This window comes from Flavobacterium salmonis, assembly GCF_903819435.1.
GTDB lineage: Bacteria > Bacteroidota > Bacteroidia > Flavobacteriales > Flavobacteriaceae > Flavobacterium > Flavobacterium chungangense.
Genome location: NZ_CAIJDP010000068.1, coordinates 454,588 through 476,827 on the forward strand (window position 1 = coordinate 454,588; position 22,240 = coordinate 476,827).

Annotated in this window: 24 protein-coding genes; 15 read left to right on the top strand and 9 right to left on the bottom strand. The window is 32.9% G+C overall.

Going from position 1 to position 22,240, the window contains the following annotated elements; all coding sequences use genetic code 11:
• Window positions 1-100: 100 nt before the first annotated feature.
• Entirely contained in the window at window positions 101-964 is an 864-nt protein-coding gene (gene prmC / locus FLACHUCJ7_RS12130; RefSeq protein ID WP_180909068.1) for a peptide chain release factor N(5)-glutamine methyltransferase, read from the bottom strand.
• Between the two features lie 85 nt (window positions 965-1,049).
• Window positions 1,050-1,535: a GNAT family N-acetyltransferase gene (locus FLACHUCJ7_RS12135; protein ID WP_180909069.1), complete on the bottom strand. Its 486-nt coding sequence runs from the start codon at window positions 1,533-1,535 to the stop codon at window positions 1,050-1,052.
• A 108-nt stretch (window positions 1,536-1,643) separates the two neighbouring features.
• Between FLACHUCJ7_RS12135 and ribD the strand changes: the two genes are divergently transcribed.
• From ribD to FLACHUCJ7_RS12150, 3 genes are read left to right on the top strand one after another with little or no spacing between them, the layout of a single operon-like run.
• Window positions 1,644-2,693 (top strand): bifunctional diaminohydroxyphosphoribosylaminopyrimidine deaminase/5-amino-6-(5-phosphoribosylamino)uracil reductase RibD, encoded by a 1,050-nt coding sequence (ribD, locus tag FLACHUCJ7_RS12140; RefSeq protein ID WP_180909070.1) that lies wholly within the window; start codon window positions 1,644-1,646, stop codon window positions 2,691-2,693.
• Window positions 2,686-3,288, top strand: coding sequence for an HAD family hydrolase (locus FLACHUCJ7_RS12145; protein ID WP_031456181.1), 603 nt, complete (start codon window positions 2,686-2,688; stop codon window positions 3,286-3,288). Before ribD ends, FLACHUCJ7_RS12145 begins: the two co-directional genes overlap by 8 nt.
• 9 nt (window positions 3,289-3,297) lie before the next feature.
• Complete coding sequence (locus FLACHUCJ7_RS12150; RefSeq protein ID WP_180909071.1) at window positions 3,298-3,930, top strand: IMPACT family protein; 633 nt, start codon at window positions 3,298-3,300, stop codon at window positions 3,928-3,930.
• 31 nt (window positions 3,931-3,961) lie between these two features.
• Here FLACHUCJ7_RS12150 and FLACHUCJ7_RS12155 read toward each other — a convergent pair whose 3' ends face one another.
• Complete coding sequence (locus FLACHUCJ7_RS12155; RefSeq protein ID WP_078226048.1) at window positions 3,962-4,366, bottom strand: acyl-CoA thioesterase; 405 nt, start codon at window positions 4,364-4,366, stop codon at window positions 3,962-3,964.
• Window positions 4,367-4,551: 185 nt separating this feature from the next.
• On the opposite strand from FLACHUCJ7_RS12155, the gene dnaA reads away from it, so the two are divergent.
• From dnaA to scpA, 11 genes are all read left to right on the top strand, one after another.
• Complete coding sequence (dnaA, locus tag FLACHUCJ7_RS12160; RefSeq protein ID WP_007809948.1) at window positions 4,552-5,979, top strand: chromosomal replication initiator protein DnaA; 1,428 nt, start codon at window positions 4,552-4,554, stop codon at window positions 5,977-5,979.
• A gap of 9 nt (window positions 5,980-5,988) precedes the next feature.
• The gene (locus FLACHUCJ7_RS12165) at window positions 5,989-6,456 is read left to right on the top strand and encodes a low molecular weight protein-tyrosine-phosphatase (RefSeq protein WP_078226047.1); all 468 of its coding nucleotides are present in this window, start codon (window positions 5,989-5,991) and stop codon (window positions 6,454-6,456) included.
• Between the two features lie 68 nt (window positions 6,457-6,524).
• Window positions 6,525-7,238, top strand: a complete 714-nt coding sequence (locus tag FLACHUCJ7_RS12170; RefSeq protein WP_078226046.1) for an SAM-dependent methyltransferase — start codon at window positions 6,525-6,527, stop codon at window positions 7,236-7,238.
• 21 nt (window positions 7,239-7,259) lie between these two features.
• Window positions 7,260-8,054 (top strand): energy transducer TonB, encoded by a 795-nt coding sequence (locus FLACHUCJ7_RS25340; RefSeq protein WP_223255381.1) that lies wholly within the window; start codon window positions 7,260-7,262, stop codon window positions 8,052-8,054.
• Between the two features lie 48 nt (window positions 8,055-8,102).
• The gene (locus tag FLACHUCJ7_RS12180; RefSeq protein WP_180909072.1) at window positions 8,103-9,230 is read left to right on the top strand and encodes a methionine aminotransferase; all 1,128 of its coding nucleotides are present in this window, start codon (window positions 8,103-8,105) and stop codon (window positions 9,228-9,230) included.
• A gap of 75 nt (window positions 9,231-9,305) precedes the next feature.
• Window positions 9,306-10,187 (top strand): SDR family oxidoreductase, encoded by an 882-nt coding sequence (locus FLACHUCJ7_RS12185; protein WP_031456188.1) that lies wholly within the window; start codon window positions 9,306-9,308, stop codon window positions 10,185-10,187.
• Window positions 10,188-10,440: 253 nt separating this feature from the next.
• Entirely contained in the window at window positions 10,441-11,049 is a 609-nt protein-coding gene (gene udk / locus FLACHUCJ7_RS12190; RefSeq protein WP_078226044.1) for a uridine kinase, read from the top strand.
• A 201-nt stretch (window positions 11,050-11,250) separates the two neighbouring features.
• Window positions 11,251-11,577 (top strand): FtsB family cell division protein, encoded by a 327-nt coding sequence (locus tag FLACHUCJ7_RS12195; RefSeq protein ID WP_031456190.1) that lies wholly within the window; start codon window positions 11,251-11,253, stop codon window positions 11,575-11,577.
• Window positions 11,578-11,588: 11 nt separating this feature from the next.
• Window positions 11,589-12,953, top strand: coding sequence for a methylmalonyl-CoA mutase subunit beta (locus tag FLACHUCJ7_RS12200; protein ID WP_180909073.1), 1,365 nt, complete (start codon window positions 11,589-11,591; stop codon window positions 12,951-12,953).
• A gap of 42 nt (window positions 12,954-12,995) precedes the next feature.
• Complete coding sequence (locus tag FLACHUCJ7_RS12205; RefSeq protein ID WP_180909074.1) at window positions 12,996-13,232, top strand: hypothetical protein; 237 nt, start codon at window positions 12,996-12,998, stop codon at window positions 13,230-13,232.
• 281 nt (window positions 13,233-13,513) lie between these two features.
• Complete coding sequence (gene scpA, locus FLACHUCJ7_RS12210; RefSeq protein ID WP_180909075.1) at window positions 13,514-15,664, top strand: methylmalonyl-CoA mutase; 2,151 nt, start codon at window positions 13,514-13,516, stop codon at window positions 15,662-15,664.
• A gap of 53 nt (window positions 15,665-15,717) precedes the next feature.
• Here the strand turns inward: scpA and FLACHUCJ7_RS12215 are convergent, their stop codons facing one another.
• The 6 genes from FLACHUCJ7_RS12215 to dapF form a co-directional block, all read right to left on the bottom strand.
• Window positions 15,718-16,356: a peptidoglycan-binding protein LysM gene (locus tag FLACHUCJ7_RS12215; RefSeq protein WP_180909076.1), complete on the bottom strand. Its 639-nt coding sequence runs from the start codon at window positions 16,354-16,356 to the stop codon at window positions 15,718-15,720.
• A 98-nt stretch (window positions 16,357-16,454) separates the two neighbouring features.
• Window positions 16,455-17,375 (bottom strand): DUF2279 domain-containing protein, encoded by a 921-nt coding sequence (locus tag FLACHUCJ7_RS12220; RefSeq protein ID WP_180909077.1) that lies wholly within the window; start codon window positions 17,373-17,375, stop codon window positions 16,455-16,457.
• 2 nt (window positions 17,376-17,377) lie between these two features.
• Window positions 17,378-18,418 (bottom strand): endolytic transglycosylase MltG, encoded by a 1,041-nt coding sequence (mltG, locus tag FLACHUCJ7_RS12225; RefSeq protein WP_180909078.1) that lies wholly within the window; start codon window positions 18,416-18,418, stop codon window positions 17,378-17,380.
• A gap of 10 nt (window positions 18,419-18,428) precedes the next feature.
• On the bottom strand, window positions 18,429-18,962 hold the full coding sequence (locus FLACHUCJ7_RS12230) for a GNAT family N-acetyltransferase (protein ID WP_180909079.1): 534 nt from the start codon (window positions 18,960-18,962) through the stop codon (window positions 18,429-18,431).
• Window positions 18,962-19,810 (bottom strand): tetratricopeptide repeat protein, encoded by an 849-nt coding sequence (locus tag FLACHUCJ7_RS12235; RefSeq protein ID WP_180909080.1) that lies wholly within the window; start codon window positions 19,808-19,810, stop codon window positions 18,962-18,964. Before FLACHUCJ7_RS12235 ends, FLACHUCJ7_RS12230 begins: the two co-directional genes overlap by 1 nt.
• Window positions 19,811-19,918: 108 nt before the next feature.
• Entirely contained in the window at window positions 19,919-20,701 is a 783-nt protein-coding gene (dapF, locus tag FLACHUCJ7_RS12240) for a diaminopimelate epimerase (RefSeq protein WP_180909081.1), read from the bottom strand.
• Window positions 20,702-20,838: 137 nt separating this feature from the next.
• Between dapF and FLACHUCJ7_RS12245 the strand changes: the two genes are divergently transcribed.
• Window positions 20,839-22,239, top strand: coding sequence for a trypsin-like peptidase domain-containing protein (locus tag FLACHUCJ7_RS12245; protein WP_078226036.1), 1,401 nt, complete (start codon window positions 20,839-20,841; stop codon window positions 22,237-22,239).
• Window position 22,240 lies beyond the last annotated feature (1 nt).

Genomic DNA, 22,240 nt, shown 5'->3' on the forward strand with positions numbered 1-22,240 from the left:
TCTCAAAAGACCAATTGTCCCGCTATCCGTTTCAAACTTTTGCGCCGAACCCCGGCACAAAAGGTTTTCTCTTCTATCGGGGCTAGATTAGAAGTTTATGTTATAAATCACCTTTTATTCCCTTCATCATCCTGTCATTATCATAAATATCTTTTCGAAGTTCAATATTCTTAAAATCCATTTTCTCTAATAATTCAGTCATTTCCTTTCCTAAATACTGATTGATTTCAAAGTACAACTGCCCTTTTTCTAAAAGACTTTTATGAGCCAGTCCTGCAATTTTTCTATAAAAAACCAAGGCATCATTATCATCTACAAAAAGAGCCAAATGGGGTTCGTGATCCAGGACATTTTTTTTGATTTCCGGTTTTTCTAAATTACGAACATAAGGTGGATTCGAAACAACAATATCATAATCATATTTTAAAATATCTAATTCTAAAATATTTTTAAACATAAAAGTTACTTTGACATTATTGCTTCTGGCATTTTTTTTTGCAGTTTCTATTGCCCTTTTCGAAACATCGATAGCATAAACATCAGCATTAGGAAGATTTTTGGCAAGCGAAACCGCAATACAGCCACTTCCTGTTCCTATATCCAGAATTTTCAGTTTTTTGGTTTTATCAGTAATCTTATTTTCATTAATAATCCATTCTACTAATTCTTCAGTTTCAGGCCTCGGAATCAAAACGTTTTCATTTACTTCAAAATCTAAACCGTAAAAACTCGTTTTTCCAAGTAAATACTGAATCGGAACTTCTTTTTTTAATCGATTTAAAAAAGTACTCCAAACAACCAAATCAGCATCTGTAAAAGTTAGTTCATGATTCAGCGCCAAATCAATTTGTCTCAGCTTATGTTTATTTTCTAATATCAAATAAAAAAAACTCTCTGCTTCATATGCGTCATATAAAGAAGAAAGTTCCTTAATAAATTGAGTTCTGTATTGTTTGATTTTCATTTAAGGGCTTTTCAGTATTTTTAGACTAAATGCAATTACATTTTACAGATAAGTATCGTAAAGTAAATTTTGTTACAATGTTATTTTACAATTCTTTCAACATCCAGACTGGACAGGAGTTATGTCCGGTACATCCCAATGGAGCATCTAAATACTCAAATCCTGATTTTTTATATAACTTTTGAGCGGCATGCATAAATGGCATTGTTTCTATGTAACATTTTTCAAAACCAAAGCTTTTAGCTTCTTCCAAACATTTTTTCATCATTTCACTTCCTATTCCTAATCCGCGGGTTTTAGGCAAAAAATACATCTTTTGTAGTTCACAAATCTTTGGATCACCGTTTTCTAAAGGTGCAATTCCACAACATCCAACAATTTCGCCCTCATTTTCAACTACAAAATAAACCGATTGCGATTTATTATACTCTTCAAACATGAAATCTAAATACGAATCTTCATAAGCTGTTCCTGTTTTTGGAATTTTCATTTCATCAAAAACTGATCTTATTAATTGAGCAACTGCCTGATTGTCTTCTTTTTTAATTTTTCTGATAAACCAATTTTCCATTTTACATTACAGTCTGATACATTACAAAAATAGAAATACTTTTTTGATAGTTTCATAACTATCCCAATAACTCTGGGGACAAAACTCAAAAATAATTACTTTTGTATCGTGAACATACATGAGAAATACATAAAACGATGCATAGAACTGGCCAAAAATGGCTTTGGAACCACCTACCCAAATCCAATGGTAGGAAGTGTAATCGTTTATGAGGATAAAATTATCGGCGAAGGCTGGCACAAAAAAGCCGGAGAACCACATGCCGAAGTAAATGCGATTCGATCTGTAAAAGACAAATCGCTTCTTAAAAATGCTACTATCTATGTAAGTTTAGAACCCTGCAGCCATTTTGGCAAAACACCTCCGTGTTGCGATTTGATTATTGAACATAAAATTCCGACTGTAGTAGTAGGAACCGTTGATCCCAATGAAAAAGTAGCTGGAAGAGGAATAAAAAAAATAATCGAATCAGGTGCCAGCGTTATAGTAGGCATTTTAGAAAGCGAATGCTACGAGCTCAATAAACGTTTTTTTACTTTTCACAATAAAAAAAGACCTTATATTATATTAAAATGGGCAGAAAGTCAAGACGGTTTTCTGTCACCTGAAAAACAAATTAATCAGGAACGTAAACCCGTTTGGATTACCAATCAGTATTCACGACAACTGGTTCATAAATGGCGTAGCGAAGAACAAGCAATTTTTACAGGAACACAGACCGTAATTGATGACAATCCTAAATTAAATGTTCGTGACTGGAGTGGCAATAACCCTACAAGAGTGATTTTGGATCAAAATAGCCGTATTTCAAAAAGTAGTTTTATTTTTGATGACAGCGTTAAAACTATCATATTTACAAAATCTGAAATTAGCTTATCAGCAGAAAACACTACCTTTGAAGTAATTAATTTTAATCAAAATATAATTCCGCAAATTTTGGCGGTTTTGTATCAAAATCAAATACAGTCTATTATTATTGAAGGTGGTTTACAAACTTTGCAATCTTTTATAGATGAAAATATTTGGGACGAAGCACGAATTTTTACTGGACAAAATTCTCTTAAAAAAGGAACAAAAGCCCCTTTTTTACCAAGAAAAAATGCATTGAGAACTTACATCCAAAAAGACGAATTAATATACCTTAGAAATCATGATTGATACTATAATTTTTGACTTTGGAGATATTTTCATCAATCTGGATAAACAAGCCACTATTTCCGGATTAGAGAAACTGGGCATGAGAGAATGGAATTCGGAATTTGACCGTTTGAATCTTTTGTTTGAAACAGGGGATATTTCTCATGATGAATTTATAGCAGGTTTTCAAAAAGAATTACCAAATGCTTCAACAGAAGAAATATTAGAAGCCTGGAATGCTGTTTTAGCAGATTTTCCTTTATACAGATTAGAATTCCTGCAAATGCTTTCTAAAAAATACCGATTGTTTTTATTGAGTAATACTGATTCTATTCATATTGAAACTTTCGAAAATAAAAGCGGAATTTCGTTTTACAGCGATTTTTATCAATGTTTTGAAAAAGTTTACTTTTCATTTGAAATCGGAATGCGAAAACCAAACGCCAATGCTTTTCAATATTTAATCAACAAACACGAACTGTCACCCAAACGTACTTTGTTTGTAGATGATAAAAAAGAAAATACTGATTCTGCTGCCTCTTTAGGTTTTAATGTTTGGAACTTGCAGGTTGGTCAGGAAGATGTTGTTGATTTATTTGAGAAAAAAATACTTTAGAATTTAACTTTGGAATATAACGATACGTACCAGACCATCGCTTTTGAATCTGAAGAAGTCTTATTTAAGGAAAAAGGAAGTAAGTTCTTTGGCTATGCTTTTCCGATAGAAACTGAAGATGAAGTAAAACCGATTATTGAAAACTTAAAAAAACAACACCCTCATGCTGTCCATTATTGTTATGCCTATCAATTAGGCATAGCTCCAAAAATATCTTATCGTGCAAATGATGACGGAGAACCAAGCAATACAGCAGGAGCTCCAATTTATGGTCAGATACAATCTTTTGGACTGACCAACGTTCTTGTGGTAGTGGTTCGAATTTTTGGTGGAATAAAATTGGGCGTTGGCGGATTAATAGCTGCTTATAAAACTACCGCACAAATGACACTTGAAGTTTGTGAAATTGCCGAAAAAACGATTGACGTACATTTTTTAATCTCTTTTGATTATAAAAACATGAATAAAGTCATGCGGGTAATTAAGGAAAAAAAGCTGGAAATAACTTCTCAGGAAATGGAAATTGACGAAGATTCCGACTTACCAATTGGAAAAATAATGACAAAAACCAGAAAAAAAAATGCTGAATCTATATTCAGCACTTTTGATTTAATGTTTGAAATCGATATAAAAATTATGTAAATCGATATAAAAAAGCATAGCATTTTAACAATTATTCAAGTGTTTTAAATAATTCTAAAATATAATCCGGAGGAGGTGTTGGCCGACCCGTTTTTAGCGAAATAAATACCAAAATAAACACCGCCGTTGTTAATAACTCATTTGCTTCATTGTAGATTTCGCAGTCAAATTCAATCTTGACTGAAGACTGACTTTTAAAAGTAGTATGAATTGTTAAAAGCTCATCATAACGCGCCGATTTTTTATAATTTATCTGCATCGAAACAATTGGCAATCCTATTCCGCTTTCTTCCATGCTTTTATACGAAATCCCTTTATTTCTAAGCCATTCCACGCGACCTATCTCAAAATACGGGATATAATTCCCGTGATAAACAACCCCCATTTGATCAGTTTCAGAGTAGCGAACGCGCACTTGCGTTTGATGATTTTTCATTATTTCTATATTAAAAAAATTAAGTTCTTAAAGTATGCTTACAACATTATTTTATAAAATTAGAGTTCAAAATATTTTTTTTTACAGAATTTTGTTCACATATTTGTTATCCCGAAATAAGGAATAAAATTACCTCCTTTTATTAGGAGAATCTTTATCAATAATAAAAAAATTTATCTGAATTTATGACTAAAACTGCTCAATCGGTATGGGAAAACTGTTTGTCCTTTATAAAAGACAATATTCAAGATCAAGCATACAAAACTTGGTTTGAACCAATCAAATCAGTTGAGCTAACCGACAACGCGTTATACATTCAGGTTCCAAGTAAATTTTTCTACGAATGGCTCGAAGAACATTACGTAAAATTATTGAAAGTTGCGCTTACCAAAGAACTGGGAAAAAACGCAAAGTTACTCTATAAAATTAAAATGGAGAACACTTATGGAAACAAACAACCTTTTACCGAACAGTTGCCAAGTTCCAATAGAGTGCCAATGAAACCGCAAGAGGTTGATGCTCCGTTTAAAAACTTAAATCCAGAACTTAAAAATCCGTTTGTAATTCCCGGAATTAGAAATTTAAAAATTGAATCCCAGTTAAATGCCAACTATAGTTTTGACAATTTTCTGGAAGGAGATTCAAACCGTCTGGCACGTTCTGCGGGTATGGCTGTTGCCAACAAACCTGGAGGGACTTCATTTAATCCTTTATTGATTTTTGGTGGAGTTGGTTTAGGAAAAACACACTTAGCACATGCTATTGGTGTTGAAGTAAAAGATAAATATCCGGAAAAAACGGTTTTATATATTTCTGCCGAGATTTTCACACAACAATATATTGATTCGGTAAAAAAGAATAATCGTAATGATTTTATTCACTTTTACCAGTTAATAGACGTTTTGATTATTGATGATGTACAGTTCTTATCCGGAAAATCAGGAACTCAGGATGTATTTTTCCATATTTTCAATTATTTGCACCAAAACGGAAAACAGGTAATTTTAACTTCTGACAAAGCTCCTGTTGATATGCAGGATATTGAACAGCGTTTGTTATCCCGCTTTAAATGGGGATTATCTGCTGAATTGCATCAGCCGGATTATGAAACCCGGATTTCAATCTTAAAAAATATTCTTTACCGTGATGGTGTTGAAATGCCGGAAGACATTATTGAATATGTTGCCCGCAATATCAAAACAAATGTTAGAGAACTTGAAGGAGCTATTATTTCCTTAATCGCTCAATCTTCTTTCAATAAAAAAGAAGTAACAATTGAGTTAGCTAAAAGTGTTGTAGAGAAATTTGTTAAAAATGTAAAGAGAGAAATCTCTATTGATTATATTCAAAAAATTGTGTCTGATTATTTTCAGTTAGACATTGAAACTCTTCAATCAAAAACAAGAAAAAGACATGTGGTACAGGCGAGACAATTGGCTATGTTTTTTGCAAAGAAATTCACAAAAGCATCTTTAGCAAACATTGGCTCTCAAATTGGAGATCGCGATCATGCTACTGTATTACATGCTTGTAAAACAGTTGACAATTTAGTTTCTACAGACAAACAATTCAAAAAATTTGTCGAAGACATCAACAAAAAACTAACGCTATAAAAGCGCATCATGCCAGTAAAAATCTTAATGGTTTGTTTGGGAAATATCTGCAGATCACCTTTAGCTGAAGGTATTTTAGCTTCCAAATTACCAAAAGAAAATTTTATAGTCGACTCTGCCGGTACCGGTTCATGGCATGTAGGCCACGCACCTGACAAACGTTCTATTGCCGTTGCCCAAAAAAATGGTTTATGTATTGACCAGCAAAAAGGAAGACAATTCAAGACTTCTGATTTTGATGAATTTGATTATATCTATGCCATGGATAATTCGAATTTTCGTGACATCATTCATCTTGCCAAAACTCCTGAACACAAAAGCAAAGTCAATCTGATTCTAAATGAATTATTTCAGGATGAAAATGTTGACGTTCCAGACCCTTATTACGGAGCCGTTAACGGATTTGACAATGTCTATCAAATGCTGGATGAGGCAGCCGAAATAATTGCAAAAAAACTTATCGAAAAACATTCTTAATTTACTTTTTCAATTATTGATATTTAATAGTTGAAAAAGTATTTCATTTTATAATCTATATTAAAGATATGAAACTTCCAGGAAAATTATATTTAATCCCAACTACTATGGGCGAAAGTGACCCAATGGATGTTTTACCGCAAACTGTAAAAAGAAGTATTGAACTTATAGATTATTATATTGTTGAGAACGAAAAAACTGCACGAAAATCCATAAAAGCAGTTTTACCGGAGAAAAAACAATCCGAATTAGTTCTTTTTACTTTAAACAAACGTACAGAACCAAGCGAACATTTAGACTTCATAAAACCTTTATTAGAAGGAAAAAACATGGGTTTAATGAGCGAAGCCGGATGTCCCGGAGTTGCTGATCCAGGAGCTGTTATTGTAAAACTGGCACATGAAAAAGGGATTCAGGTTGTTCCTTTGGTTGGACCTTCTTCTATCCTATTAGCTATGATGGCTTCTGGAATGAATGGACAAAGTTTTACTTTCAATGGCTATTTACCAATTGACAAAGACGAGAAAAAATCGGCATTGAGACATTTTGAGAAATTGTCCCACGATAAAAATCAATCGCAAATTTTTATTGAAACACCTTATAGAAACAATAAATTAATTGAAGATCTTTTGCAGATTTTAAATCCTTCAACACATCTTTGTATTGCTACAGATATTACGCTGCCAACAGAATTTATTAAAACAATGAAAATTGCTGACTGGAAAAAATTAAAAGTGGATTTACATAATCGACCAACGATTTTTATTATTCATAAAATGTAAGCTAACTTTAAAATCATCATAATGAAAAAGTTTTTAATTCTGATTTTGATTTGCTTTGTGCAAAATGTGTTTTCACAACATAAAGAACCAACTATTAAATCAGATCCAAACGCAGTAACTAATAGTACTGAAGATGGTTCTTATGTAGACAAGCAACCTGAATTCCCTGGTGGACCAGATGCTTTGCATAATGTTTTTTTGAAAAAAAACTACAAAATGCCAAATGTGTCTGGGTTAAAAGGTAAAGTTTATGTAACTTTCATTGTCGAAAAAGATGGTACACTGAACAATATAAAAGTTTTAAGAGATATTGGTTATGGAACAGGAGAAGAAGCAATTAGAGTTTTAAAATTATCTCCAAAGTGGATTCCTGCTAAAAGAAACAATGAGTCTGTTAGATGGAAATATTCATTTCCTATAACTATAATTGGAAATGAACCACCTAATGCATCCAAATTACATGAATTGACTAAAAATAGTTCAGTAACACCCGTTATCGAAGAAGAAGAAAACCAAGTGTATAATACGGCTGGGCTAGAAGTGAGACCTGAATTTCCAGGTGGTCAACAAGCATTAGAACTCTTTTTAAAAGAAAACTATAAAAATCCACAAAAAGACCTAAAAGGAAAAGTGTATACTACTTTTATTATTGAAAAAGATGGATCTTTAACTGATATAAAAATTTTAAGAGATATTGGACACGGAACAGGTACAGAAGCTATTCGAGTTTTAAAATTATCACCAAAATGGAGTCCTGGAAAACAAAATAATATTGTAGTTAGAGTTCTTTATTCCATACCTATAATTGTTCACTAATATACTTCACAATCCTTTCTCACAAAAGTTCCCAAATCAAACTTTATCATGAGTAAACTCCCTAACGTAACCACCAGCATCTTTACGGCAATGTCAAAAATGGCAGCCGAATATAATGCGATAAATCTTTCTCAGGGATTTCCAAATTTTCCGGTTGATGAAAGGATGACGGATATTGTAGCGAGATTAGCAAAAGAAAATGTGCACCAATATACACCAATGGCAGGATATCCGCCGTTGATGAATCAAATTGCAAAATTAGTTCTGAGTTCCTATAACAGAATTATAAATCCTGACACAGAACTTTTAATTACAGCCGGTGCAACTCAGGGAATTTTCACTACGATTTTAGCCTTAGTAAAAGAAAACGACGAAGTCATTATTTTGGATCCGAGCTACGATTCTTACGAATCTCCTGTTTTACTTTGCAAAGCCAAACCAGTGCGGGTAGCACTAAATGATGATTACACTCCAAATTGGGAAACGATAGAAAAAGCCTGTTCTGCAAAAAGCAAATTGATGATCATCAACAATCCCAATAATCCAACAGGGAAAATTCTAACCGAAGCGGATTTTGTTCAGCTACAAAATCTTCTTGAAAAATATCCTGACATCATAGTTTTATCAGACGAAGTTTATGAATACATTACTTTCGAAGAAAAACATATTTCGGCACATACCAAAAGTTTCCTCTTAGACCGATGTATAATGGTTTCTTCTTTTGGAAAATCATTCCATATTACAGGATGGAAAATCGGATACACCATTGCCCCTGAATATCTGATGAAAGAAATTAAAAAAGTACATCAGTTTTTGGTTTTTAGTGTTAACAGTATTTCACAGTTTGCCATAAGCGAATATTTAGATATTGTCGACGTCAATTTACTTGGAAAATTCTATCAGGAGAAACGCGATTATTTTCAAAAACTGCTTCAAAATAGCCGATTTGAACTAAAACCATGCGAAGGAACTTATTTTCAGGTTGCTTCCTATGCTTCAATCTCAAACGAGGATGATGTTACGTTTTGTAAAAGACTAATCACAGATCATGGTGTTGCCGCAATTCCAATTTCAACCTTTTATTCTGACCATAAAGACAAGAAATTAATACGTTTTTGTTTCGCCAAAGATAACTTCACACTCGAATCTGCAGCAAAAAAAATATGCGCAATCTAAAGTTTTTCTAAAATTTATAACAATATTATGCATGCATCCTATTTAAATTAATTAATTTTGTAAAAATAAAAAAGTATGAGCTATACAGATAAAATGTTAAGAGACGATGCTTTAAAAGGTAAAGTCATTGTAGTTACAGGCGGTGGAAGCGGTTTAGGAAAAGCAATGACCAAATATTTTTTAGAATTAGGAGCTCAGGTAGCGATTACTTCAAGAGATTTAGAAAAGCTTAAAACGACTGCAACAGAACTCGAAACTGAAACTGGAGGAAAATGTTTACCGCTCCAATGTGATGTTCGTCATTATGAAGAAGTCGAAAACATGCTTCAGGAAGTTTTAAAAACTTTTGGAAAAGTAGATGTCCTTTTAAATAATGCAGCCGGAAATTTTATTTCTCCAACAGAACGTCTGTCTGCCAACGCATTTGACACTGTTATAGATATCGTACTAAAAGGTTCTAAAAACTGTACACTCGCTTTTGGAAAGCATTGGATTGACACTAAACAAACATCTGCAACGATTTTAAATATCGTAACTACATATGCCTGGACGGGTTCTGCATACGTGGTCCCAAGTGCAACAGCGAAAGCAGGAGTTTTGGCTATGACCAGAAGTCTGGCTGTAGAATGGGCAAAATACGGAATTCGTTCTAATGCAATTGCTCCGGGGCCATTTCCTACTAAAGGAGCCTGGGACAGATTATTACCGGGAGATTTGGCAGAGAAATTTGATATGGCAAAAAAAGTACCTCTAAAACGTGTAGGTGATCATCAGGAATTAGCCAATTTAGCAGCTTATTTAGTTTCTGATTTTTCGGCTTATGTAAACGGCGATGTCATTACAATTGACGGTGGAGAATGGTTAAAAGGAGCCGGACAATTCAACTTATTAGAAGCAATCCCCGAAGAACTATGGGATCAGCTTGAAATGATGATAAAAGCAAAAAAGAATAAATAATTACAAGTGCTTACTAAATTCAGAATATTTTATTAAAACTATACTGATTGCACGAAATCCCGAAGGTTTTTACTTTCGGGATTTTTTTATAATTTTCACCATATAAACAATATAAATTCAGTTGAGCAACATTTTGTTTAAACATTTTCCAGTTTAAATTTACTTAGATTACTTATATGGTTAAATTATATTAAATGTTTAGCGATTCAGTTAAATTATTATTTTTGCGAAACAAATTATAACATCAAAATTTATGCTCATTATTGGAATTGCCGGAGGAACAGGAAGTGGAAAAACAACAGTAGTACACCAAATCATGAATGAATTACCGGACACCGAGGTGGGTGTAATTTCTCAGGATTCATACTATAAAGAAACCCACAATTTGTCATTTGATGAAAGGGCATTAATCAATTTTGATCATCCTCGTGCTATAGATTTCGAATTACTGGTAAAACATCTTAAAGCCTTAAAAGCAGGCGAAACCATAGATCAGCCTGTTTACTCTTTTATCCAGCACAACAGAACAGATGACACTGTATCAACACACCCAAGAAAAGTAATGATTGTTGAAGGGATCTTGATTTTAACAAATCCTGAATTACGGGAACTTTTTGATATAAAAATATACGTTCATGCTGATTCTGATGAAAGATTAATCCGTCGCTTAAAAAGAGATATTTCAGAACGCGGACGCGATATTGACGAAGTTTTAAACCGTTATCAAAACACCTTAAAACCGATGCACGAGCAATTTATCGAACCTTCGAAAGCTTTTGCCGATATCATTATTCCGAATGATAAATACAATACCGTAGCAATAGATGTAGTTCGTGCTGTAATTAATCAGCGTATTTTATAATTTTTATTGTAAATTTATTCCATAAAAATAAGGAGCTATTCCGCTTTGCCCTTTATCTTTTTGTATCCGAAAAAGCCATAAAAAGGATATCGGCTCAAACGAAGTTCACTGAACACAAATAAAAAAATAAACTTTGTGAAGTAATCGGGGCTAAAAAGGTAAATCTCCTTAAAAGAAGTAATCGGTTAAAAATAAATTAAAATGAAAAATCCATACAAAGACAAAAAATGGTTCAAATTTCTAAGCAATAAATATGTTTGGGTTTTACTGTTTTTTATAGTTTGGATGCTATTTTTAGATAATTATTCTTATTTCGACCATCGGTTTTTAAATAATCAGATTAACGAACTTGAAGACAATAAAACCTATTATCAGGAAGAAATCAAAAAAGACCAGGAACAGATCAAACAACTCAAAAATCCTGAACAAATAGAGAAATACGCCCGCGAAAAGTACTTCATGAAAAAAGACAGCGAAGACATATACATTATTAAATTTGAAGGCGATACAATTCAGGAAAAAGAATAAACATAAAACTAATGGCTACTACCCTATTCGACGATTTTAGTCCGATTTCATCCAAACAATGGAAACAAAAAATTCAGTTTGAACTGGAGGGTGCCGATTACAACAAAACTGTAATCTGGAATTCTCCTGAAGATATACAGGTAAAGCCATTTTACCATTATGATGAAGATTTCAAAACTTCCCAGATAGAAACTCAGGCTTCTAATTTTAAAATCTGCCAAAACATATTTGTTTACGATGTTGAAAAATCGATTCAAAAAGCAATAGACACCCTTGAAAGAGGTGCCGAAAGTTTGCGTTTTACCATTCAAAATGAAAAAATAGACATTCAAAAATTATTAGAAAATCTTCCTTTAGAAAACCGAATCGTTTACTTTAATTTGAATTTTATTTCAATCGATTTCGTAAAAAAACTGGATACTATTTCAATTCAAAAAAAAACTGTTTTTTATTGCAATTTAGATCCAATTGGCCATTTAGCCAGAGAAGGAAATTGGTTTGCGACATCTGATAAAAATAATTTTGAAACACTCGAAAAGATTTCAAAAGCAACAGCAAATCTTTCCCTATTAAGTATTGACTCAGGTCTCTACCAAAATGCCGGAGCCAATATAACACAGCAGATCGCATACAGTCTGTCGCATGCAAACGAATACCTGAATCGCTTTCCGGATTTAAAGAAACCAATTGTATTTCAGGTAGCTGTAGGAACTAATTATTTCTTTGAAATTGCAAAACTTCGTGCCCTGCGAATACTTTTCAACTTAATTGCTGCCGAATACAATCCTGATTTGGAGTGTCATTTATTGGTTACGCCAACCAAACGCAATAAAACCATATACGATTACAATGTCAACATGCTTCGCACCACGACAGAATGCATGTCGGCAATATTAGGAGGGGCAGATACTGTTGCCAATTTGCCTTACGATTCTTTGTACCACAAAGACAATGAATTTGGTGACCGGATTGCTAGAAATCAATTATTGATATTAAAGCATGAAAGTTACTTCGACAAGGTGGACAATCCTGCTGATGGCAGTTATTATATTGAAAGTTTAACCATTCAACTAGCCGAAAAAAGTCTCGCTCTATTTAAAGATATTGAAGCTAACGGAGGCTTTTTGAAACTTTTGAATGATGGAAGCATCAAAAAGAAAATTCAGGAAAGCGCTAATAAAGAACAGGAATTATTCGATACCAAAAAAGAAGTTTTATTAGGTACAAATAAATATCCAAACCCGGAAGACAAAATGAAACATGATTTAGAACTGTTTCCCTTTGTAAAAATAAAACCCAGAAAAACATTGATTACACCTATAATTGAAAAAAGATTAGCCGAAAAACTGGAACAAGAACGTTTAGAACTTGAGTAAGACTAATTTGAAACAGTTATATTTGATAAAACTAAATAATTTATGGAAGCAATAAGACGAATAATATCAGTAAAAAACCATTCTGTAACTGTTATTTTACCTGAAGATTTTACTGCAAATGAAGTAGAAGTAATTATTTTGCCTGTTCAAAATGACGAATACAAAATCCCTCAATGGCAAATTGATCAGGTTAGGGAAAGAACTGAGAACTATTTAAAAAACCCAAATAATGTTACTGACATTGACGATTTTTTAAAAGAAATTGAAAGTGAATTATAAAATAGTAATCCTTGAAGAAGCTAAAATAGATTATAAAAAATCATTACTATGGTATCGAAACACACACCCAAAATTAGCTATCAGATTTAATGATTGCTTTAAAAAAAGCTTAGCTATTATTAAAACAGATCCATTTTTATTTCAAATAAAATATGACAGTATAAGAATCATATTTTTCAAAACTTTTCCATATGCTATACATTATTCGATTTACGAAAATTGCATCGTAATTAAGTCTATTTTTCATACATCAAGAGATAGTGAATTGAACCTTTTTTAAAATGACTTTACAATTGAGAAAAGACCTTAAACATATTAAGTTAAAAGTTAAAAGTGATGAATCAAATGAACAATTACATGATTCAGAATCTCTGATTGATAACTTTACTACAGCAGAAGGAATCGAAATCAAAAAAAAATATTCTGAAAAAGATATTGAGGAATTCGAATTTTTAGATTTTGCCGCAGGTTTTCCTCCAAACCTTCGAGGTCCTTATACAACTATGTATGTACAAAAACCTTGGACAATCCGCCAGTATGCGGGGTTTTCAACAGCAGAAGAAAGCAATACTTTTTATAGAAAAAATTTAGCAGCCGGTCAAAAGGGCTTATCCATAGCTTTTGATTTGCCAACACATCGAGGTTACGATTCAGATCATGAAAGAGTGGTTGGGGATGTCGGAAAAGCCGGGGTTGCCATTGATTCTGTCGAAGACATGAAAGTACTATTTGATCAGATTCCATTGGATGAAATGTCAGTTTCAATGACTATGAATGGGGCAGTTTTACCAATTATGGCATTTTATATTGTAGCAGCTGAAGAACAAGGCGTAACAATTGAAAAATTGTCAGGAACAATTCAGAATGATATCTTGAAAGAGTTCATGGTTCGTAATACTTACATTTATCCACCAACTCCTTCGATGAAAATCATTGCCGATATTTTTGAATTTACAAGCAAAAAAATGCCAAAATTCAATTCTATCTCAATTTCAGGATATCACATGCAGGAAGCGGGTGCAACTGCTCATATTGAATTAGCGTACACTCTTGCTGATGGTTTAGAATACATCAGAACCGGATTATCAACAGGTATGAGCATTGATGAATTTGCACCAAGATTATCATTTTTCTGGGCAATTGGAATGAATCATTTTATGGAAATTGCCAAAATGAGAGCCGGAAGGATGATATGGGCCAAACTCGTAAAACAATTTAATCCAAAAAGTGACAAATCATTAGTTTTAAGAACACATTGCCAGACAAGCGGCTGGAGTTTAACAGAACAGGATCCTTTTAATAATGTGACCCGAACTTGTATTGAAGCTTCAGCGGCAGCTTTTGGAGGAACCCAATCATTACACACCAATGCCCTTGACGAAGCAATTGCTTTACCAACAGACTTTTCTGCAAGAATCGCACGTAACACACAGATTTTTTTACAGGAAGAAACCAAAATTACCAAAACGGTAGATCCCTGGGCAGGAAGTTATTATATTGAGAGTCTTACCAATGAAATGGTAGAAAAAACCTGGAAGCTTATTGAGGAAGTAGAAGAATTAGGTGGCATGACGAAAGCCATTGAAACCGGAATTCCAAAACTTAGAATTGAAGAAGCTGCAGCGAAAAAACAAGCAAGAATTGACAGTGGGCAAGATATTATTGTAGGTGTAAATAAATTTAGATTAGAAAAGGAAGATCCTCTACATATTTTAGATGTTGACAACCAAATGGTTCGCAAACAGCAAATTGAGCATCTTTCAAGAATAAAAGCAACCCGAAATACTGAAAAAGTAAACCAATCACTCGAAAAATTAATTCATTGTGCTAAAACCGGCCAGGGAAATTTACTGGAAATTGCTATCGAAGGTGCCCGAAACAGAGCAACTTTAGGCGAAATTAGTGATGCCCTCGAAAGTATTTTTGGCCGGTTCAAGGCTCAAATAAAATCTGTTAGTGGTGTGTATAGTGCAGCAATTAAAAACGATGAAAGTTTTGAAAAAGCAAAGCAGCTTGCTGACGTTTTTGCAAAACAAGAAGGAAGGCGTCCCAGAATTATGATTGCAAAAATGGGACAGGACGGACATGACCGTGGAGCAAAAGTAGTAGCAACAGGATATGCTGATGTAGGTTTTGATGTAGATATTGGTCCTTTGTTTCAAACACCAGCAGAAGCTGCAAAACAAGCTATTGAAAACGATGTTCATATTTTAGGTGTTTCATCACTTGCAGCAGGTCACAAAACATTAGTCCCTCAAGTTATCGAAGAGCTAAAAAAACATGGTCGTGAAGATATTATGGTAATTGTTGGAGGTGTTATACCTAAGCAGGATTATCAATATTTATTTGATGCGGGTGCAATTGCTATTTTTGGCCCAGGAACAAAGATTAGTGAAGCAGCAATCAAAATTTTAGAAATATTAATAGATTAAACTAATTTTTCTATAAAAAAATCCCGATAGATTCGGGATTTTTTTTCAAATTCTTAATCGTTAATAGTAGCATTACTATCTGCTTCAATGTAAGAGAGATCATAGCCGCCAAAAGCCTTCATGTAGCTTCTTAAAGAGGTACCATAAGCATCTCTAAAATGTCTGTTACCATTGTTTTTAAAGAAGTTTTTTACTGAACCTGCACCACCTAAATGTGCTGCTGCTAAAATCCCTGATTCGGTAATTTCTAGGCCATTGATCGTTTTGCCTTCATATTTGGCAATTTCACGACGTAATATCCATTTGTTTTTTGATAACAGTGCAATAAATGCTTTTTCTTGTAAAGCCGGATCCCTTAAAAAGGCTTCATCATTTTGAATACCTACTGATCTTAAAGTCTTAGAGCCAAATTGATATTTTCCCATGTAACCAATAGAATTTACTTTTCGGTATTTTCCTTGGGACTCTTTAAAAGCAACTGCTTCTTTGAAACCTATAAAATGGTTTCCGGTGTATGGAACACTTATATTAGGATAATCACCCTCTTCTTCCGATGGAAATAAGTATTCTGCTCCATCTGTTTTTTCTGTAATAAACCAGGGTTTGGCTTTCAGACTAAAGGGTTTAAAACCCAAACTTAAAAATGTAATAATAACGATTAAACCCGCATAAAAATACCATTTCTTTATCATAAATTGTTTTTCTTCAAAACGCTGTCACCTTTTTGAAATTTCTACGGTGCAAAGGTAATAAATTCAAAACAATGCTGATAATCAATAAAATAGCATTTTTAAAAATAAAACAAATGTCCTTTAAGCCCTTTATTGGCGGTATATTCGAGAGTTGGAGCCGGAATTTTTATCGTATTAAAAACGGAAAAAATAGTTTTAAAAAAATGTGATTTTGTGTTAATTTTAGCTAAATCAACATCAAAAGAAAGATAAATCTGACGAAAATTTTCAGGATTTTGAGCTAAAACGAAATTTTCATTTTTATTGTTTCCGGATAACATTCCATCAGCTCCATATCCAAAAGCTACATTTAACCACTTCGGAATTTTTGTTTCTTTAGCAAAAGAATACAGATTTACAGATAACCAATACGTCTGTCCATTATAGTCTTTTAAAATCTGTTCATTAAGCGAACTCCCAAGCTTATCAGGTCTTTTATTCGCATATTGAGTCGTATGGAAGGAAAATTTAGGCGTTATTCGTTGTTCATTCCAAAGTAATTCCTGAGAAACATATAAAGCAGTTCCGGTTGCATTAGCAATTAAATCACCCGAAGATGCACCCCATTCTGCAGAGTATCCATCTAAAACTTCAACAGCAGTGAGAAAGGCAAAACCTACACCTGCTCCATAAATCAATTGCTTTTTTTTACTTGCACCACTCCAATTCAACGCTTCAGCTCCGAATCTTCCTAAATGATACGCCGAATAAAAATGGCCTATTTTATCCATTTGGAGCCATTCGTCATTATCATTTATAAAATGAAAATTAGATTTCGGATAATCGGCATACCAAATCTGATTCAAACCAATTAAAGTAACTGAGGCCAAAGCGGCCTCAGTTATAACAACTGTATTTTGTCTCTTTTTATTTAAAGTATCTAAAGGCTTTAAAAAATTCTCAATTTTATTCTGTGCTTCAATAAATTGAAAACTCAAAATGAATAAAACCGATAAGAAAAAGGAAATTTTAAAATTCAAAACTATCTTGTTACGCCCTGACCGGCAATCCAGTCTGAATATTTTTTTGCATTAATGGTGTGCTGCTCATAAGTTGAGGCAAATTCATGATAACCAAAACGATCGATACTGGCACAAAAATAAATATAATCGTGTTTTTCAGGGTTTAAAACCGCTTCAACAGCAGTAATATCCGGCATTGCAATTGGTCCCGGAGGAAGTCCTATATTCACGTAAGTATTATAAGGAGATTTCATAATCAAATCATTATAAAATACTCTTTTGATAACCTGATCAAAATTATTGTCACGTAATTTTAAGGCATAAATCACAGTTGGATCTGCTTGTAAAGGCATTTCTAAGCGTAAGCGATTTAAATAAACACCCGCGATACGAGGTCTTTCATCTTTTTTAACTGATTCTTTATGTACAATAGAGGCTAAAATTGTTGCCTGAACTGGGGTTAAACCTTGTTTTTTAGCTTTTTCGATTCTTTCAGCTGTCCAAAAATTGTGATATTCCTTAATCATTTTATCACGGAATTTTATTGCCGAAGTATTCCAGTAAACTTCATAAGTATTTGGAATAAACATGGCAAAAACATTCTCTTCATTAAAACCATTTTCTTTTAAGAAAGTAGAATCTTTTATGGCTTTCAACAATGACAAACTATCAGCTTCAATTTGTGAACCTATCCTTCCGGCAAAATTCTCTAAGCGCTCCTGATTATTAAACGCAAGTTTAACCGGAACATTAGATCGCATTGCACGAACCAAATCAATATTGTTCATATCTTTTTTAAGTAAAAAACGCCCTGATTTTACATTTTCAGGATAACTGCGTTTACTGGCAACCATTTCGAAATTATCGAAATTCTTAATATAAGGTTCTAATATTTTTTTAACATCAGCATAAGTAGCATCAGTAGGAACATATACGTAAAGTTCTTTTTCTTCAAATTTTGTATTGGCACTAAAAATTCTGCTAATAAGTATAAATCCGTAAATCATTAAAACTGAAATAACAGCTACGGCAACTATCGTGATAATCTTTTTAAAGTTCAAAGTTTAAAATTTAAATTTGTTTGTTAATTAACTGAAAAATTGCTTCGTCCTGATATTGTCCATTTAGCAAAATCCAATCTTTTTTAATTCCTGTTTGCTCAAAGCCAAATTTAGTAAAAAGAGCTATACTTGCTACATTTCTTACGCTAATATTTGCATATAATTGATGTAAGTTCAAATTATAAAAAGAATACTTAATTAATAACTCTAAAGCCTCAGAACCAATATTTTGATTTCGATTTTCCTTATTCTGAATTACAATACCAACTCCTGCTCTATTATTTTTCGGATCAAATTCAAATAAATCAATTAATCCTATAGCCGGAAAATCTTCATCCTGACAGATTGCCAAACGGAATTGTTTCGCTTCATAAATGTCCTGATGTGCGTTTTCAAGATATTGCCGAACCAAAAAACGGCTATATGGTGTTTGCGTATTGCTGACTTCCCAAATGCTTTGATCATTTTCCATAGCATAAACGAACTCTAAATCATTAGGCTCTAATGCGCGCAGATAAATATTTTTGCCTTTAAGAGTTATCATTACAATGTAGCTTTTTGATTTCCGGATTTTGATAGAAAAATCAAATATAAAAGACTGATTGCAACAACTGCCAGAATAAATGAAAGCAATGTTCTTACATAATCTATTTCGGCACTATCGTTCGAGTTTCTATTTTTAAAAATTGGCTTAGGATTCAGGACATGTTTTGCATAAATCAATCTTTTTTCTAAAACCGGACTTTTTAAACCGTATTCTTTCGCCTTTTCCAGAATTGGCTTTGCAGTATTAAATTGTCTTTTGAGCATTTTTATATTCCCTAATTCAAACATCAATATTGCAATTATATTATCTTTAGGCTGAATAAATGATAGCCTTTCATTTAACTGATAATATAAAGATTTATCTAATTTATTTAGTTGAATTGTGTCCAATTTAGAAATAGGTTTTATCTCATTTCCAAAATCTGTGTTTAATAAAAATTTAGAGTTTTGAAACTTTTCTCCATTTATTTTTGCTTCTAAAATTCTAGAATGAAGCCATTCTGAACCATTATGTGATTTAGAATTAATAGTAATCGATTTATTGATCCACCTTAAAGCCTCTTTATTATTCCCCATTAATTCATACAATGTTCCTATGTTTGAAGCTGTAGAATATCGGTTTGGTTTTAATTTTTCTATTTTTAAATAGAGTTTCAAAGCTTCGTCATATCTCTTTTCAAGAATCAGAATATATCCTTTATCAGATAAATAATCTAGATCTTTTGTTTTTTTATACAAACTATCAAGCTCAAATTTAACACGCTCCATATTTCTACTGATAGGAAAATTATGTCCAAATGGCAAAGCATCAGCATAATCCATATAAAGATAGCCACCGTTTTTCATGATGTATTTTTCGCCATTCAAGCATGCATACGTGTTTAATAACGTAAAAAATAAGAATCCAATACAGAAAATTTTTCTCAAGGTTTTTTTGATATTAATATAGTGAAATTAAATCTCTATTATTCCTTTAAAAACAAATTTTGCAGGACCAATTAAAAAAACATTCGTAAAATGTTCTCCTAATTTATCAAAAGAAACGGCCAGTTTTCCTCCTTCAACATTTATATCAATTGAAGTTTTATCCGTCTGTCCGGTTGCATTCATGGCAATTGCTACAGCCGTTGCACCAGTACCACAAGCTAAAGTCTCATCCTCAACTCCTCTTTCATAAGTTCGAAGTGAAAATTCAGAATCATTGATTTTTTTGACGAAATTAATATTGCTTCCCTTTTGTCCGTACAATTCTCCGTAACGAATTGCTGCTCCGTTTTCTTTTACATTATAATGTTCCAAATCATCTACAATTTGTACATGATGGGGCGAACCGGTATTTAAAAAAGTATAGGAATCTTTCTTTTGAACTTCATCAACATCAATCATCTGCAATGAAACAATTGAGTCATTATTTACAGTTGCATGATGCAAACCATCTGTAGCAATAAAGGTGGTTTTATTTTCAATAACGCCTAATTGATTAGCAAAAGCTACAAGACAACGGCCTCCGTTCCCACACATTGAACTTTCGTTTCCATCTGAGTTGTAATATACCATTTTGAAATCGGTTTCAGCATCATTTTCCAGTAAAATAAGGCCGTCAGCACCAATTCCGAAACGTCTGTCACATAAGCGTTCTGTAAGTTTTACATCTTCTTTAGGAAAGAAATCTGAACGGTTATCAATCATTACAAAATCGTTTCCGGTACCCTGATATTTATAAAATTCTATTTGCATTTTTTAGTTGTTAGAAGTACAAAAGTACGAAGTATTAATTAATGAAATGTTAATCAATGTTAAAGAGCGTTAAACCATTTTTCAAAATATTTTTTTCTATTAATTTTACATAAGTAACTTAAACATAAATCCTAATTATGAAAAGATTTTCAAGCTTATTTTTAGTATCATTATTGAGTGGTGCTACTACTCTTGGGGCTTACAAATTATTATTTGATGGCAACAATTCTTTTTTGGGAAGAGAAAATTCTGTTGTTACTCTTGCCCCGAATTCATTTGGCAGAAATGTTGGTCTGGCTGCCGAAACAGTAGATTTTACTGAAGCTGCTGATAAAACAATTCATACTGTTGTTCACGTTAAAAATGTTTCGCGCAGAACAGTTAGTAATCCGATGCTGGAGTTTTTCTACGGTTATGGAGGACAACAACAGCAGGAACAGGTTGGAACTGGTTCAGGTGTTATTATTTCTGAAGACGGTTACATTGTAACAAATAATCACGTTATTAAGGATGCTACCGAAATTGAAATTACCTTAAATAATAAAAAATCATATAAAGCAAAACTGATTGGAACAGACTCTAAAATGGATATTGCTTTATTGAAAATTGATGCTGACGAAAAACTTCCATACACTGCTTTTGCAAATTCTGACAGCGTAAAAGTTGGAGAATGGGTTTTGGCAGTTGGGAATCCTTACAACTTAACTTCTACTGTTACAGCCGGAATTGTTTCAGCGAAAGCCAGAAATCTTGACACGAGTGGAATCCAGTCCTTTATTCAGACTGATGCTGCCGTAAACCCTGGAAACAGTGGTGGAGCACTGGTTAATACCCGTGGAGAATTAATTGGAATTAATACTATGATTTCTTCCATGACCGGATCATATGTTGGATATTCTTTTGCAGTTCCATCAAATAATGCCCGTAAAATTGTTGAAGATATAATGGAATTCGGAAATGTACAAAGAGGAATCTTAGGTGTTGAAGGCGGTGAATTAAATAGTAATGCTTCAAAAGAGTTGGGTATTTCTGAAACACAGGGTTTTTACATCAATAAAGTTACCCCTAAATCCGGGGCTCAAAAAGCCGGTCTTACAAAAGGTGACATCATTATAAAATTAGACAGTCAGAATATTTCAACATTTGCCGATCTTTCCGGTTATATCAATACCAAAAGACCAAATGACGTGGTACAGGTAACCTACATGCGAGAAGGAAAATCGAAAGTGGTTCCTGTAACATTAAGCAAAAATGAGTTTTTTAGTACCGAGTTTAAAGGAATCGAATTAGAAAATATTGATGCTGTTGACAAAAAGAAATTCAAAATTGATTATGGAGTTAAAATTAAAAACATAACCAATGAGAATTTGATGCAATATCAAAATGAATTGCAGGGGAATATCATTTTAAGCATAGACAACATAAAAGCAACAAATGTTGAAACTGTTTCAAAACTTCTAAACAAAAAAGATGAAGGTCAAAGTATCCGAATTGAAATGATCAATAAAAACGGAGAAATCTTTAGAATTATCATTTAAA